Raw genomic sequence first — 14,389 nt, 5'->3', positions numbered from 1 at the left:
ACGCTGAGCGACACCGATAACATCTCTAATAACCTCGCCGATAGTCTCGACAGTAGCCCGGTCCCCGGCGGGCTCGATACCGGCGGCCTGCGGCTGCATACCGCGGCCGACGGCACCATGTTCCGCGATCTCAATGGCAACGGTGTGATGGACCCCTACGAGGACCCGCGGCTCAGCGCGGCGGAACGTACCGAGGATCTGCTGGGCAGGCTGTCATTGCCGGAGAAGATCGGGTTGCTGTTCCAGACGGTGATCGAGATGGGGCCGGAGGGCCAGCTGCTGGAGGAGTCCGGTGTGTTTGCCAAATCCTCAACCAGGGCCGCGGTACTGGGCAAGGGATTATCGGCCTTCAATATCCACGCGATTCCCTCGGCGCGGGCCGCCGCTCGGTGGAATAACCGTATTCAGGCGTTGGCCGAGCAGACCCCGCACGGCATCCCGGTCACGCTGAGTACCGATCCCCGGCATTCCTTCACCGAGAACAGCGGCGTCGCTTTCACCAGCGGCCCGTTCTCGCAGTGGCCGGATATGCTTGGGATCGCCGCGCTGGGAGACGTCGAGCTGGTTAGGCGTTTCAGCGAGGTGGTGCGCGCCGAGTACCGGGCGGTGGGTTTGCGGATGGCCCTGCACCCGCAGGTGGACTTGGCGACCGAGTCCCGTTGGGGCCGTCAGCTGCAGACCTTTGGCAATGATGTGGAACGCGTGCGGGCCTTCACCCGGGCTTATGTTGAAGGGTTTCAGGGCACCAGTCTGGGGCCGGACAGCGTGGCGACCACGACGAAGCACTTTCCGGGCGGCGGCCCGCAGCTCGACGGCGAGGACCCGCATTTCCCCTATGGCCGGGAGCAGGTGTATCCGGGTGATAATTTCGAGGCGCACCTGGCGCCGTTCAAAGACGCTATTGGCAGCGGAACAGCGGCGATCATGCCCTACTACGGGATGCCGGTCGGCCTGGTCCGGAACGGGGAGCCCATCGAAGAAGTCGGATTCGCCTACAACCGGCAGATTCTTACCGGCCTGCTCCGCGAGGAACTAGGGTTCGACGGCGTTATTGTCTCCGACTGGGAACTGGTCACCGATAATCGGGTCGGCGATAAACTGCTCCCCGCCCGGGCCTGGGGCGTTGAGGAACTGACACCGGTGCAGCGGATCGTGAAGCTGCTGGACGCCGGGGTTGACCAGTTTGGCGGCGAGGAATGCGTTGAGGTGCTGGCCGAGGCAGTGGCGAGCGGAGCGGTGACGGAGGCCAGGATCGACGAGTCGGCTCGCCGGATCCTGCTGACCAAGTTCCAGCTCGGTCTCTTCGATGATCCCTATGTCGATGAGGAGGCGGCCGAGCGCATTGTCGGCAACGCCGAGTTCCGTTCGCTGGGGATAGAAACGCAGTCGCGGTCTGTGGTGGTACTCGCGAATGACGGGGTGCTGCCGCTGGGGGGCGGCGAGTCGCCGCTTCGCGTCTATCTGGAGGGTATCGACTCTGCTGTGGTGGCAGCGGAGGCGGAGGTCGTGGGCTCCCCCGGCATTGCCGAGGTGGCGCTGGTGCGCATCCCCGCACCGTATGAGCCGCGCGACGATCTGCTGCTCGAGCAAGGATTCCGCCAAGGATCGCTTGAATTCCGGCCGGGGCTTATCACCCGGTTGAAGCGAATCGCCGAAGAATGCCCGCTCGTGCTCATCGTGGACCTGGACCGGCCCGCCGTGCTGACCCCGTTCCTGCCCTTCACGAGTGCCATCGTCGCCTGCTTCGGTGTATCCGATACAGCGCTGATGGCTGCACTGTCTGGGGTTGTCTTCCCGGAAGGCCGCCTGCCGGTGGATATCCCGCGCAGCATGGCGGAGGTTCGGGAGGCGCTACCGGATCTGCCGGGCCTCAGCGCGGAGGCGCTGTTTCCTAGCGGGTTTGGGTTGCATCGGTACGGCAGTTAGCGTCGCGGGTACCGCAATGGAGCCTTAAACCCAACCACAGTAAAGCTCTATTCCGGTTAGCCATTATGGAAGACGGGCTATGAGAATAGAATCCGACCAAATACAGTGATCTGAGGAATTCTAGTGCTGTGCGGCTACGAATGGACCAGACCCAAAATCTCAAGGTGTCACATTTCCTCCACATAGGTTCGCTTGCTGTGTAGATTCACCCCTTCGGAAACAAGTTGAATAGACTGAGCAAGCCCTAACCCGTTTCGTGAGGAATAGAAAATTGGATAAACCACCGGCGGATGATCAACATGTCCAAATCGAGGAACTAGGCATCAACGGTCTTCCTCTATCACCAGCACCGCCGAGCAGCGATCTACCGCAGCGCTGGTTGAATCCGTGGCTGATCGCACTGTGGATATTCGAAGGTTTGCTTATTGTCGCAAGCATCATCTGCTTCAATGCGGTGCTGCAGACAAATGATTTCTATGGCTCAGAGGCAGCCATAAGCATCCCGGGACAGACCGGCGGCAATCAACGTCCCTGGTTTGTCGCCGTTTCTGGGCTGCTAGTCCCGGCAGCCACATCCGCAGCCATCGTCCTCGCAGCTACCCTCATCGTGCATATATTTCGAGCGGATGCCTTACGCCGCATTAGCCGCTAAAAAGTTCTTGGCTCCTCACATCGGTGAGGAGCCAAGAACTTAACAAAATTCACCCGAGAGTGTTCGAGTGCCCGCTAGACGAAGCTCCCAGGTCTGATGATCGCTGCGACTTGTTAGATTCAATCATCGCTACACCCCCGACTATCCCAGCTGCGAAAAGTTTAGAATTTAAATTATTTTTCAAAGCCATTAATATATCATCAATAATTTGAATCATCTATAGAGAGCTTTGTCGGTCTACTGGATTTGAATAGTAAATAACTGAAGATTGTCTGAAAACCCAAAAATTATTTGAAAACTAACCGTCCGAAACATGTCGAACTTTCAAATTAATTATCAGTTAAGTGTTTTGGGCTGCCGCAAAGAAGCCGGACCGCAGCCGTTTCTCCGGGTTTCCAGATTCCGCAGCGGGCCCCAACAAAGATTGCAAAGCTGGCGATTGCTGCCCTCGGGCACACGCACCCACTCTTCCTCTGACATCTCTAACGACTTTGCGAACAAATTACCCACCGTCATTTCATGGACCGCGGCATGAGTACACTGCCTTGATGATCTCAGCAGACTCTGACATTGCGGTGGCCTCGAAGAGTCGACCACAGTCCAATTCGTATTACATCGGATACTTATGGACATCTGATCGGTTCAACGTCACAGAATGCTGCAGGGGTGCAACACCGTTGGCGCGGCCTCGGAGGTCTTAATGCTCATAAGGTGCCAAAACAACATGAGGGCAAAAGAAAACCGCCAGACCATCCAGGCTAATTCCCAGTAATCTAGCGGTTTCACACGGTCGGGCTGACAGGATTTGAACCTGCGACCCCCTGACCCCCAGTCAGGTGCGCTACCAAGCTGCGCTACAGCCCGAACATTGGTTTCATCCCGAGCGAACTCGGCGAAAGCCAACTTGAAAATCATACAGTACCGCCGCGCTGGACTCTAACCGAGCACACTCAGGGCCGAGGCACCTCAGCTCAGGCATAAAGCAGGGCGAAGGCAAAACTCTCTAGCGGACACCACCAAGAACCTCAGCCCGCGCCTCCACTCCGGCGACGAACAATTCAATCGACCCTCGGTAGAACTCCTCGGCGTCAGCCACCCGGGTCAATGGCTCCGCGGCCGCAATAATGCTGGGGTAACGCTCAGCGGGCAGACCACGGATCACCGCCATCTTCCCCGCCAAATGTTCCTCGCGGGCACACTCATCCATGCCGATCTCCCGTCCCGGCTCCCCCACCACCAGCATGACGCAGAGTTCCAGCGCTGTGCGCGCAATATTCGCCGCCTCGGCCGCCGAAAACCCCATTCGCGCCAGCAGCACCAGCGCCTGCTCTGTAAGTTCGAGCCCCCGCTGCTCGGCGAAGAACTGGCTGGGCACCAAGGGCGCTACTGCGGGATGTTGGCGCAGCACCGAAACCAGCGCGGTTAATAGCTCCGTCAATGACACTTGCTCCATGCCAAGGACGGCGGCGGTGGGGTCCCCCTCCGGAGCCGCCTCGGCCCGGCCCCCCTCAACCTGGGACACGAGACGATCGGGCGTTTCGCGCTCAGAACCGCCCCGAAAACCAGGCAACTCCAGCTCGGCAATGACTGCCTGCCCCAGGGTCGCCAGCAGCTCTTCTTTATTGGCAAAATGCCAGTACATCGCCATCGGGGTGACACCGAACTCGGTGGCTAGTCGTCTAATCGTCACCGCGGCCAGACCTTCCGTCTCGGCCAGCGACAGGGCGGTAGCCAGCACGGACTCTCGGCTCAAAGCAGGCTTATTCACGGTTCAACTTTACCATGTATAGGAATTGCTATACGGTGTACATCAGGAACTACATAGGCCCCCGCTCAACGAGTCCCACCCAGCGAAGGATCCACCTCATTCCCCCGGTGCTGACCCCCACCAAATACGCTCAACCGCCAGCACCCGCGAAACAACACAAACGACAAAGGAACCCCGATGGACTACTACGGCAAAACCATCCTGATCACCGGCGCCTCCTCCGGCATCGGCAAGGCCTATGCGGAGAAGTTCGCCAGCCTGGGCAGCAAGCTGGTGCTGGTCGCCCGCAACCAACAGGTGATGGAAACCCTGGCCGCCGACCTCAAGCAAAAACACGGCACCGAAACCCGAGTCATCGGCCTTGACCTTTCCGCTCCGGGTGCCGCCGCCGCGTTACTCGAACAGGTGCCCGCCGTCGACGGTCTGGTCAACAATGCCGGCTTCGGCACTCACGGGCTGCTGCAAGATCTAGATCCCGAGAAAATCAATCAGGAAATCCAACTGAACTGCGGCACCCTGGTCGATCTCACCCAGAAATACCTCCCCGGCATGCTGGCGAACAAGAATGGCCTGGTGATCAACATCGCCTCCACGGCGGCCTTCCAGCCGATCCCCAAGATGGCCGTTTACGGCGCCACCAAAGCCTTCGTACTCTCCTTCACCCAAGCTCTCTGGGCGGAACTCCAAGGCACCGGCGTCCGCGCGCTAGCGGTCTGCCCCGGCGCTACCTCCACCAATTTCTTCAACGAGGCTGGCGAAAGCGCCGCGGTCGGCACCATGCGCAGCGTCGACGACGTAGTGAACACCACTTTCAAGGGCCTCTCCAAGAACGTTCACACCGTGGTCGACGGCACCTTGAACGGTGCCACCGCCTTCTTCGGTCGGGTTGCCCCGCGCAAACTGGTGATGAACGTGGTCAGCCGAATGATGTCGAACAATAACTAGACGCTCCAGTCCGCGCGACCGACGCTCTGGATTCCAAAGTGCACAGGTTCCTGACCAAACCAGCTCCCCGCTAGAAACGCTAGGCTCCCGTTATCCTGGCTGGATATACTCCGCACTAGGACAGCGGGCGTCTAGGCAGTTACCAGGGCAGCTCCCCCTCGGCATAAAAGTAACCCCCGGTGGGTCCATCGGCTTCAATCTGCGCCATCTTCACAATAATCGAGGCCCCTGATCGACGGTCTGCAGCCCAGTATTGCCGTTCAGATCGGTCTTGGTAAAGCCGGGTTCCACCGAGTTGATCCTGAATTGCGGAAAAGCCTTGGCATACTGCACGGTCAGCACATTAACAGCGGTTTTCGACGCCGGATACGCCACCCCTGGGTAGGCGTACCCCGGGTTCCCTGGCGTACTGAGCACGGTCAGCGAGCCTAGTCCACTACTCACGTTCACCACCACCGGCGAAGCCGAGCGCTGCAATAACGGCAAGAACGCATGCAACACCCGCACCGTACCGAAGACATTTGTCTCGAACACTTCCTGCATCATCTCAGCGGTTACCTCACCGGCCCCGACAATAGAGTTGCCTTCACCACGCGCCTCAATGCCAGCATTATTGACCAGCACGTCCAGGCCGCCGTCGGCCTCAATAGCAGCCACTGCCGCGTTCACCGAGTCATCATTGGTGATATCCAGTTGCACCAACCGAGCGCCCAGCTCGGCGGCTGCCCGTTGCCCACGGGCCAGATCTCGACTGCCGATGTAGACGGTGTGCCCCGCCGCGATGAGTTGACGGGCGGTCTCAAATCCAATGCCCTTATTTGCTCCTGTTATCAATATTTTCTTCATGCCTCCAGAGTCCCCCCGATTGAGCCCGGCAACCATTCCCCCAATGTTCCTGGGACCAACAGTGCCAGGAACAGCAAATAGCAAAGCGATACGCTGGTCGGCATGACAGGTTCCGAATTCGGCAATGCGGTGCGGCGTTGGCGCGATCGAGTCAGACCCGAAGCCGCCGGGCTGAATGCCGGGGGTCATCGCAGGGCCGCCGGTTTGCGGCGTGAAGAGTTAGCCCTTCTAGCCGGTATCTCGGTGGACTACGTGACTCGCTTAGAGCAGGGCCGGGCCAGCAATCCCTCGAGCCAGGTCGTCGAAGCACTCGGCCGCGCCCTGCGAGTTTCGGCGGCCGAACGGGAACAACTCTTCCACGCCGCCGGACTGGTCCCGCCCGGCCAGGGCACCGTGCCCGCCTTCATCGCTCCGAGCGTGCGGCGGATGCTCGATCGACTGGAGGCCACCCCGGTCGCCGTGTTCGACGCCGCGACCAACCTACTGCTGGCGAACCCGATGTACACCGCGTTGATGGGCGAGCAGCTCGGCAAGGAACGCAACGCGGCGTGGCGCAACTTCCTGGGGTCAGGTAATCGGGTACGACATACCCCGGAATCGCTGCATCAGCTCCGCTCCGCTCAGGTCGCCGATTTACGCGCCAGCGAGCAGCGCTACCCCGCAGATCTGCAACTTCGAAACCTGATCGGCGAGCTCAAAGCCAAAAGCCCGCTCTTTACCAGCCTGTGGGAGGCCGCTGCCATTGTTCCGCATAGTTCGGCGGCTAAGGTTATCGACCATCCGCAGATCGGCTCGATCACTCTGGATTGCGATATTCTTGCGGTCGTCGGAAGCGACCTGCGGATGATGATCTACACCGCAGCGCCGGGCAGTCCAGACGCACAGAACTTAGCGTTACTGGCGGTGTTGGGCAGCCAAAGTCTTATTGATTAAAGGCGATCAACTGCTCAAATTAAATATAACGACATATAGAAGATTCCTCAGGCAACTTCCTGCTAAGTCACAGAAATCGAACATAGCTTATTCCTCGGCTCAGCTGAGCCAATTCATATTCCACTGGATTTTTTCTGGAAGGATAAGAGATGTTTAGACATCAAATGACCAAGGCAGGACTCAGCGTTGCGTTCGCCTTGGGAATTGCCCTTGCTGGCTCTGCCGCAGCGACGGCTAGCCCGCACCCGGTAAGCAACGCGGGCGGCGGCTCAAGCAGCATGGCGGCCCCGAGCGGCCACAGCAGTCGGGCGGCCAACCCGGGCAACGGCACCAGCACCAATTGGTCGGGTGAGGTATTCACCGACGCCAGCTTCACCAGCGTCACCTCAAGCTGGACAGTGCCGAAACTGAGCTGCCCTAGCTCCGGTTTCCAATCCTCCTACTTCTGGGTGGGCCTGGGTGGCTGGAACGGCAACCGCAGTCTTGAACAACTAGGCACCGCGCAATGGTGCAACAACGGAGCACCGCACTACGGTCTATTTGCCGAATTCTGGTCTAATCCGCCCATCGCTGGCGACGGCGGCGAATACCCCGGTTACCCGGTAAAGCCGGGCGACACCGTGACCGCTACGGTGAGCAAGCTTAGTAACGGCAAGTACCGAATCTACGAAACCTCAAGCCGCGGCTGGACCTACAGCCAGGACGGCAACGCCCCCGGCAATGACCCGGGAAACCTCACCGCCGAGGTAATCGCTGAAGCCCCCGGCGACGAAGGTACCCCGCTGGCGAATTTCGGCACCGGCTATTTCAATAACATCGTCTACTATGCCGATCAGGACGCCACCTCGAACCTGTATGACATTAAGTACAACAATGTCCTGAAGGACAGCAGCAGCTACAACAACACTGCCAATACCTACGGCATTAAGGTCGGCTGGCTGCATTCCTGAGGAATCGGTGGTTGAATCACCCCGCCGAGGTCCGTAGCCAGTCATCCATCGTCGGCTCGACGAAGTTCACCTGATCGACGTCGACCTCCTGGACGTATTCCTCGGGTCGAGTCCGTTCCGGCAGCGCAGAGAACTTCCCTGCCGCCGGAGCGGACTCTTTGGGTACTTGTCGGTTATTCTCCATATCTTCAGGGTACGTTCCAGTACCCCAGAGCGCACTAGGTGAGCGCCCAGAAGCAGCCAAAGATCTACTAAAAAAACTACTGTCTTTTACGTCACTTGCGGCGTTACTCTCTTACTACTTGGTGGGTGCCAGCTAGGCTCCCAATGCATCTAAGGAGAAATGAATGCCTACTCGCAATGAGGCTTGGCCCGAAGGCACCCCCAACTGGGTTGACCTGGGTGTCGACGACATCGAAGCGACCAAGACTTTCTATGCTGAGCTTTTCGGCTGGGAGTACGAGTCCGGCGGCGAAGAGTCCGGCGGCTACGTGCTTGCCCACAAAGACGGCCAGCCAGTAGCGGGCTTCGGCCCCAAACAGGACAGTGAACAGCCCACTGTCTGGACCACTTATTTGGCTTCCGACGACGTCGATGCGGCCGCCGAAAAGGTCACCGCAGCGGGCGGCCAGCTACTCGCGCCAGTAATGGATGTGATGGATTCCGGTCGGATGACTATCGCTGCTGATAGCGTCGGATCGGTCTTCGGCATTTGGCAGGCCGGTAACCACAACGGCGTTGGTCGTTTCAACGAAGACGGCACGCTGTGCTGGAACGAATTGCACACCCGCGACTACGAGCAGGCCCGGCAGTTCTATTCCTCGGTGTTCGGCTTTAGCTATAACGATATCGGTGGCGGTGGCTTCGTCTACTCCACCATTAAGCGTGCCTCCGATGGCGAAGAGGTTGGCGGAGTCCACCATGACACCGAGCTGCCTCAGGGCGCACCGAACTACTGGTTGACCTGGTTCGCCACCGATAACGTGGACGCTAGCTTGATCAAGGCCCAGGAACTTGGTGCCGTCGTGCTGATGCCGATCGACAACAGCCCATTTGGCCGGATGTCCATCGTGCAGGGTCCGCAGGGCGAAGTGTTCGGCTTGATCACCCTACCCAGCGAAGCTCCTGCAGAGGCCGCCGAGACGGTTGCCGACGGCGGCGAGCGCGAAAGCGGCGAGGTCAGCTAGACTTTAGCTAATTTGCGCGAAACGCAAAATTGCGGGGCTGGGATCTTACTAGTGAATCCCAGCCCCGCAGTTTGTTAAAGCTCAAAATTACCGAGTCCGTTTACGCTTCTCCCGCACTCGCATCGAAACTTCAATCGGGGTGCCCTCAAAACCAAAGGTCTCGCGCAACCGCCGGGTGATAAAGCGTCGGTAGCCGGGATCGAGGAATCCGGTGGTGAAGAGCACGAACTTCGGCGGCCTCGAGGAGGCTTGGGTGCCGAACAGGATTCTGGGCTGCTTACCACCGCGCAGCGGGTGCGGATGAGCCGCCACCAGCTCGCCCAGGAAGGCATTGAGTCGCCCGGTTGGGATCCGCTTATCCCAGGACTCCAACGCGGTATCCAGCGCTGGCACCAGTCGATCTTTATGCCAGCCGGTCTTCGCCGAGATGTTCACCCGCGGCGCCCACTCGACGTGTGCCAAGTCCTGTTCGATCTCGCGCTCTAGGTAACGACGTCGCTCGTCGTCCAGCAAATCCCACTTATTGAAGGCCAGCACCAAGGCTCGGCCGGATTCAATGGCGAGTTGCAGAATCCGCACGTCCTGCTCAGAGAGCACCTCATCCACGGCGAGTAGCACCACCGCGACCTCAGCCTTCTCCAAAGCCGCCTGAGTGCGCAGCGAAGCGTAGAAATCAGCTCCCTGCGCCATGTGCTGGCGACGCCGGATGCCCGCGGTGTCAACGAAACGCCAGGTCCGGTCTCCGAGTTCAATGAATTCATCCACCGGATCACGAGTGGTACCGGCGAGCGGATCGACGACGACGCGGTTGGAACCCGCCAGCTTGTTCAGCAGCGAAGACTTCCCGACGTTGGGCCGGCCAATCAACGCCACCCGGCGCGGGCCACCACGACGGTCGGTGGTCTCCACCTCGGAGAACTCCGGCAGCACCTCCATGATCCGGTCCAGCAGATCGGCAACGCCTCGGCCGTGCTGCGCGGAAACCGCCCAGGGCTCGCCCAAGCCGAGGCCCCAGAGCGTAGCAACATCGGAATCGGTGCGCTGATCGTCGGCCTTATTACCGACCAGGATGATCGGCTTCTTGGTGCGCCGCAGCATCTTCATCATCGACTCGTCCATCGCGGTGACGCCTACTGTGGCGTCAACGACGAAAAGTACCGCGTCCGCCAGCTCAACCGCCAATTCAGCTTGCTCGGCGACGCGCTGGTGGATGCCCTTGGCATCGAACTCCCAGCCCCCGGTATCGACTAGGGTGAAGTTCCGGCCATTCCACTCTGCGGGGTACATCACCCGGTCCCGGGTCACCCCGGGGGTATCCTCGACAACTGCTTCGCGGCGGCCAAGAATCCGGTTCACCAGAGTGGACTTACCGACATTGGGTCGACCCACAATGGCCAGCACCGGGTCGAGCCCGGCCTCGTCGTCATCCTCGAAGCCAGCATCCAGGCCAGCAAGCAGCGCGGCGTCTTCCTCATCCAATTCATAGTCGGACAGCCCAGCACGCAGCGACTCGGCGCGTTGTTCGGCTTCGGCGTCGTCGAGTGCGGAGATCTTCTCCAGCACCTGGTCCTCGCCCTGCGGCTCGAAGTCGTCAAAGTCTTCAGTCATCTTCACTCTGCTCTGCTCTCATCCGCGCTGACTCTTCTGTCCTGGGCGGAGTTTGGTCATCCGGTAATTGCTGCCCGGAAATCTTCACTGCTTGCCTAATGTGCTGGGCAAGCGTCGTACGAATCTGTTCTACTGCCGCATCCATTGAAGCACGCCCGGACATCCCGGCCTGTCGTTCAATCTTGACCGCCTCGCCGAAAGCGACATGGAATCTCCGACGCAGCGGCGGAATCTTGTCCCGGTGCTCGCCGGTGATCCTGGTGCCCAGTACCGCTACCGGAACCACTAGCGCCGCTGAGTTCAGGGCCAGCCAGGCAACCCCGCTGTTCATTGAGGCGGCGTCGCCGCTGCCCCTGGTACCTTCCGGCAAAATACCGACGCAGCCACCACGTTGCAGCACTCCTTTAGCCGCCTGCAAAGCTGCCCGGTCGCCGGAACGGTCCACCGGGATCTGCCCAGAACTGCGCAACACCCAGCCCAGGAAGCCCTTGAACATATCGTGCCGCACCATAACGTGCATATAACGTGAACTGGCGCCCACCATCACCGGTCCGTCCAAATAGCTCAGGTGATTGGCCGCGAAAACCACCGGCCCGGTGGCCGGGATGTGCTGCCGCCCGGTGATCGTGGTGCGATAAAAACCGTGATCGAGCAGCCGTCCCAAGGGCCTGGACCACCAGGTCTTCCAGGCCGCCGGGGACTCGACCGACTTCTTCGAACTCGACTCAGCCACCGACGGTTTCCCGCACTAAACGCAGCACCGCTTGCACTGTCTGTTCAAAATCCAGATCGGAAGAATCAATGGTCACCACGCCGTCCGCGGCACGCTGAAACTCCACTACGGTGGCATCCTTGGCGTCCCGGGCCAAGACTTGCGCCGCCACCTGCTCAGCGGTCTGGCTTTCACCGCTGGCCGCCAGTTGGGCACCGCGACGAGCCAGCCTGGCTGCCTCAGAAGCGGTGAGCAGCAGCCTGACCTCGGCCTGCGGGGCCACCACGGTAGTGATATCACGCCCCTCCACCACCATCCGGCTACGCACCGACTCAATCGCGGCGCGCTGCCGTCGAATCAGTTCGGTACGGGCACCAAGGTTGGTGGCCACCGCTGACACCGCCTCGGAAACCCGGGGTTCACGAATCTCATCGGTGACGTCCAGCGCCCGTTCCTGATCAAGTCCGGCAGCGACCATGCCGACGCCCGGGTCGAACCACTGCTCGAAATAAAACCGTTTGGCGAGCGCCTCAACAGCGGCTTGGTTATGCACCTCAACGCCATTTTCCAAGCACACCAGCGCCAGTGCCCGGTACATCGCCCCGGTGTCCTGATAGGCCAAGCCCAGCCGATGGGCCGTTTCGCGAGCCACCGAAGACTTCCCTGATCCTGACGGGCCATCAATCGCAATCACCAGGGACTTACCAATCCGCAGCGGTACGGACTCGCTCATTGCAATACCTTCCAGCCTCGTACCGTCAGCTCCTCAATTAGTGGCTCCAGCTTGGCTGGCAGCACCGAAATCTCCACAATGCCGGCATTGCGACCCGAGGAATGGTCCAATCGAAGATCTTCCAGGTTAACGCCGATCTCACCGATCTCAGTGAGGAGCTGAGCGATCTGCCCCGGTTCATCGTCGACCAAGACGCTCAGCCAGGCATAGGGTTGCGCGGGGCCGCCATGCTTGCCCGGGATTCGGGCCTGCCCGGCGTTTCCCGCGCTGATCACCTTCGCCATTGCCAGGCTAGCCCCCGGCGCAGCTGGTGCGTCAAGAGTGCCGATGAGCTTGATTAAATCCTCGTGCAATTGATGCAGGATGGTCACTATCGGCTCCGCATTGGCGGCCATAATCGGCACCCACATGCCGGCATCCGATGCGGCAATCCGGGTCACATCGCGCAGGCCATTACCAGCCAGCGACAGGGCATGCGGAGCGGCTTCTTGCAGCCGGGCGGCAACCAACGAGGACATCATTTGCGGCAGATGCGATACCAAAGCCACCGCGTCGTCATGTTCCTCGGGGCTGAACCGGCTGAGTACCGCACCCAGGTCAAGCCCCAGGTTCTGTGCCACCTGAACGGCGCCCTGGCCGCTGCCTTGGTGCGGGCAAATCACCCAGGGCATGGCATTGAACAACTCACCGCGCGCCGACACCGCGCCGGCCCGTTCCCGGCCGGCCATCGGGTGAGTGCCAACATAACGACTCAAATCAAGGTGGTTCTTTGCCGAGAGTTCCTGCAGTTCACGCAGAATAGCGCCCTTCACCGAGGACACGTCAACCACCACCGCGGCGGGGAAGCGCTCCAAGGCATCGGCAACGACTCGCGCGCAGACATCCGGGGGCGCTGCCACCACGACTAGCTCAGGCCAAACCCCAGGCTGCTCGTGCAACGGCCGACCAGCACCGATATCAACTGCCACCGAAAGCGCCGAGGGCGAAGGGTCGGATAGCAGTACCTCAAGGCCCCGATGACTCAGTCCCAGGCCGATGCTGGTGCCCAACAGCCCGGTACCGAAAATCACCACTGGGCCACGCAAATACGTGCTACCGGACTCGGCGGCCGCTTGGTTTAGCGGATTGCTCATCTCTACCGGACCCTTGGTTCAGAGCCCGACGGAGGCCAACAGATGGCCTACTTCTTGGTTACCGAGCACTCTGATGGTGCCTTGCTTCTGATCGCCGAGCCTAATCGGCCCCACTTGCAGTCGCACCAGGCGTTCCACCGGGTAACCGACCGCGTCGAAAAGGCGGCGCACAATACGGTTCTTGCCGGAGTGCAGCACTACCTCAACCAGAACGTGGCCGGGAGTGGAGTCAACCAGTTTGAAGGAGTCAACTTTAGTTACCCCGTCCTCCAGTTCGACACCGCGTTTGAGTTGATTGCTAATGCCGGATTCCATCGGCCCCTTGGTCTGCACCAGGTAGGTCTTCGGCACCTCGTATTTTGGATGCGTTAAACGATTCGCCAGTTCGCCGTCGTTGGTCAGCAGCAAGAGCCCCTCGGTAGCCTGGTCCAAGCGGCCAACATGGAAAAGCCGCTCATTGGCGTACTTATTTTTCAGAAAGTCGCTGATGTTTTTCCGGCCCTCTGGGTCGTCCATGGTGGAGACCACGCCCTTAGGCTTATTGAAAACCAGGTAAATCATGTTTTCTTTGAGTTGCAAGCGGATGCCGTCCACCGAAACCGCCGCGGTCTTCGGATCGACTCGCAGGCCCAGTTCTGTGACGATCTGACCGTCGACCTCGACCCGACCCTCGGCAATCATTTCCTCGCAAACCCGGCGCGAGGCCACCCCCGCCTGAGCCATCAGTTTCTGCAAGCGGATCCCGTCGGGATCATGCACGTCCTGAGCGGCGGCGCGTTTCACCGAATTCCGCTCCGGCGGGTTGTTCTTTACCGGCCCGAGGCTCTGACCGAACCGCTCCCGGCCAAAGGCCCGCGATTTCGGTGCCGCCGAGCGCGCCGGCTTGGCTGCTCCTTTAGCCCCTGCGCCCTTGCCGCCTGCTCCTTGGCTACGCGCTTTTTTGGACGCTCCCGAGCTGCCTCCCCGGCTGTTCGAGCGTGGTGTGGGTGTCATTAG

At 60.2% G+C, this 14,389-nt stretch carries 14 protein-coding genes and 1 tRNA gene; 6 read left to right on the top strand and 9 right to left on the bottom strand.

Annotated elements, in window-relative coordinates; translation table 11 throughout:
* Nucleotides 1-117 precede the first annotated feature (117 nt).
* Nucleotides 118-1,926 (top strand): glycoside hydrolase family 3 protein, encoded by a 1,809-nt coding sequence (locus tag UM93_RS02520; RefSeq protein ID WP_045076739.1) that lies wholly within the window; start codon nt 118-120, stop codon nt 1,924-1,926.
* A 271-nt stretch (nt 1,927-2,197) separates the two neighbouring features.
* Nucleotides 2,198-2,578 carry a hypothetical protein gene (locus tag UM93_RS02515; protein WP_045073459.1) on the top strand — a complete coding sequence of 127 codons (381 nt, stop codon included), beginning with the start codon at nt 2,198-2,200 and terminating at the stop codon, nt 2,576-2,578.
* A 790-nt stretch (nt 2,579-3,368) separates the two neighbouring features.
* On the opposite strand, the gene UM93_RS02510 is transcribed toward UM93_RS02515, so the two are convergent.
* Together UM93_RS02510 and UM93_RS02505 are read right to left on the bottom strand one after the other, a co-directional pair.
* Nucleotides 3,369-3,442, bottom strand: a tRNA-Pro gene (locus UM93_RS02510).
* Between the two features lie 139 nt (nt 3,443-3,581).
* Nucleotides 3,582-4,346 carry a TetR/AcrR family transcriptional regulator gene (locus UM93_RS02505; RefSeq protein ID WP_045073457.1) on the bottom strand — a complete coding sequence of 255 codons (765 nt, stop codon included), beginning with the start codon at nt 4,344-4,346 and terminating at the stop codon, nt 3,582-3,584.
* Between the two features lie 177 nt (nt 4,347-4,523).
* Between UM93_RS02505 and UM93_RS02500 the strand changes: the two genes are divergently transcribed.
* Nucleotides 4,524-5,291, top strand: coding sequence for an SDR family NAD(P)-dependent oxidoreductase (locus UM93_RS02500; RefSeq protein WP_045073455.1), 768 nt, complete (start codon nt 4,524-4,526; stop codon nt 5,289-5,291).
* Between the two features lie 210 nt (nt 5,292-5,501).
* Here the strand turns inward: UM93_RS02500 and UM93_RS02495 are convergent, their stop codons facing one another.
* The gene (locus UM93_RS02495) at nt 5,502-6,137 is read right to left on the bottom strand and encodes an SDR family NAD(P)-dependent oxidoreductase (RefSeq protein WP_234399363.1); all 636 of its coding nucleotides are present in this window, start codon (nt 6,135-6,137) and stop codon (nt 5,502-5,504) included.
* 102 nt (nt 6,138-6,239) lie between these two features.
* Here UM93_RS02495 and UM93_RS02490 point away from each other — a divergent pair, with 102 nt between their 5' ends.
* Entirely contained in the window at nt 6,240-7,070 is an 831-nt protein-coding gene (locus tag UM93_RS02490; protein WP_045073454.1) for a helix-turn-helix transcriptional regulator, read from the top strand.
* A 149-nt stretch (nt 7,071-7,219) separates the two neighbouring features.
* The gene (locus UM93_RS16985) at nt 7,220-8,020 is read left to right on the top strand and encodes a G1 family glutamic endopeptidase (protein WP_082056989.1); all 801 of its coding nucleotides are present in this window, start codon (nt 7,220-7,222) and stop codon (nt 8,018-8,020) included.
* 16 nt (nt 8,021-8,036) lie between these two features.
* Here the strand turns inward: UM93_RS16985 and UM93_RS17625 are convergent, their stop codons facing one another.
* Nucleotides 8,037-8,204 carry a hypothetical protein gene (locus tag UM93_RS17625; RefSeq protein ID WP_157874076.1) on the bottom strand — a complete coding sequence of 56 codons (168 nt, stop codon included), beginning with the start codon at nt 8,202-8,204 and terminating at the stop codon, nt 8,037-8,039.
* Between the two features lie 163 nt (nt 8,205-8,367).
* On the opposite strand from UM93_RS17625, the gene UM93_RS02480 reads away from it, so the two are divergent.
* The gene (locus UM93_RS02480) at nt 8,368-9,207 is read left to right on the top strand and encodes a VOC family protein (protein WP_045073453.1); all 840 of its coding nucleotides are present in this window, start codon (nt 8,368-8,370) and stop codon (nt 9,205-9,207) included.
* An 87-nt stretch (nt 9,208-9,294) separates the two neighbouring features.
* Here UM93_RS02480 and der read toward each other — a convergent pair whose 3' ends face one another.
* From der to UM93_RS02455, 5 genes are all read right to left on the bottom strand, one after another.
* Nucleotides 9,295-10,815 carry a ribosome biogenesis GTPase Der gene (der, locus tag UM93_RS02475; RefSeq protein ID WP_045073451.1) on the bottom strand — a complete coding sequence of 507 codons (1,521 nt, stop codon included), beginning with the start codon at nt 10,813-10,815 and terminating at the stop codon, nt 9,295-9,297.
* A complete protein-coding gene (locus UM93_RS02470) occupies nt 10,808-11,479 on the bottom strand; it encodes a lysophospholipid acyltransferase family protein (protein WP_045076736.1) in 672 nt (223 codons plus the stop codon). The genes der and UM93_RS02470 overlap by 8 nt, the downstream gene beginning before the upstream one ends.
* 61 nt (nt 11,480-11,540) lie before the next feature.
* Entirely contained in the window at nt 11,541-12,260 is a 720-nt protein-coding gene (cmk, locus tag UM93_RS02465) for a (d)CMP kinase (protein WP_045073450.1), read from the bottom strand.
* On the bottom strand, nt 12,257-13,393 hold the full coding sequence (locus UM93_RS02460) for a prephenate dehydrogenase (RefSeq protein WP_045073449.1): 1,137 nt from the start codon (nt 13,391-13,393) through the stop codon (nt 12,257-12,259). The genes cmk and UM93_RS02460 overlap by 4 nt, the downstream gene beginning before the upstream one ends.
* 18 nt (nt 13,394-13,411) lie before the next feature.
* Nucleotides 13,412-14,386 carry a pseudouridine synthase gene (locus tag UM93_RS02455; RefSeq protein WP_045073447.1) on the bottom strand — a complete coding sequence of 325 codons (975 nt, stop codon included), beginning with the start codon at nt 14,384-14,386 and terminating at the stop codon, nt 13,412-13,414.
* Nucleotides 14,387-14,389: the final 3 nt, after the last annotated feature.

The sequence above is a fragment of the Psychromicrobium lacuslunae genome, assembly GCF_000950575.1.
Taxonomy (GTDB): domain Bacteria; phylum Actinomycetota; class Actinomycetes; order Actinomycetales; family Micrococcaceae; genus Renibacterium; species Renibacterium lacuslunae.
Note: the sequence above shows the minus strand (reverse complement) of the source record. Positions and strands in the feature narration are given on the sequence as shown.

What these genes read in the sequence shown, in the direction of transcription:
- UM93_RS02455 (WP_045073447.1), bottom strand. Translation starts at nt 14,386, where the DNA reads ATGACACCCACACCACGCTCGAACAGCCGGGGAGGCAGCTCGGGAGCG.
- cmk (WP_045073450.1), bottom strand. Translation starts at nt 12,260, where the DNA reads ATGAGCGAGTCCGTACCGCTGCGGATTGGTAAGTCCCTGGTGATTGCG.
- UM93_RS02495 (WP_234399363.1), bottom strand. Translation starts at nt 6,137, where the DNA reads ATGAAGAAAATATTGATAACAGGAGCAAATAAGGGCATTGGATTTGAG.
- UM93_RS02460 (WP_045073449.1), bottom strand. Translation starts at nt 13,393, where the DNA reads ATGAGCAATCCGCTAAACCAAGCGGCCGCCGAGTCCGGTAGCACGTAT.
- UM93_RS02520 (WP_045076739.1), top strand. Translation starts at nt 118, where the DNA reads ATGTTCCGCGATCTCAATGGCAACGGTGTGATGGACCCCTACGAGGAC.
- UM93_RS17625 (WP_157874076.1), bottom strand. Translation starts at nt 8,204, where the DNA reads ATGGAGAATAACCGACAAGTACCCAAAGAGTCCGCTCCGGCGGCAGGG.
- UM93_RS02500 (WP_045073455.1), top strand. Translation starts at nt 4,524, where the DNA reads ATGGACTACTACGGCAAAACCATCCTGATCACCGGCGCCTCCTCCGGC.
- UM93_RS02480 (WP_045073453.1), top strand. Translation starts at nt 8,368, where the DNA reads ATGCCTACTCGCAATGAGGCTTGGCCCGAAGGCACCCCCAACTGGGTT.
- UM93_RS02490 (WP_045073454.1), top strand. Translation starts at nt 6,240, where the DNA reads ATGACAGGTTCCGAATTCGGCAATGCGGTGCGGCGTTGGCGCGATCGA.
- UM93_RS16985 (WP_082056989.1), top strand. Translation starts at nt 7,220, where the DNA reads ATGTTTAGACATCAAATGACCAAGGCAGGACTCAGCGTTGCGTTCGCC.
- der (WP_045073451.1), bottom strand. Translation starts at nt 10,815, where the DNA reads ATGACTGAAGACTTTGACGACTTCGAGCCGCAGGGCGAGGACCAGGTG.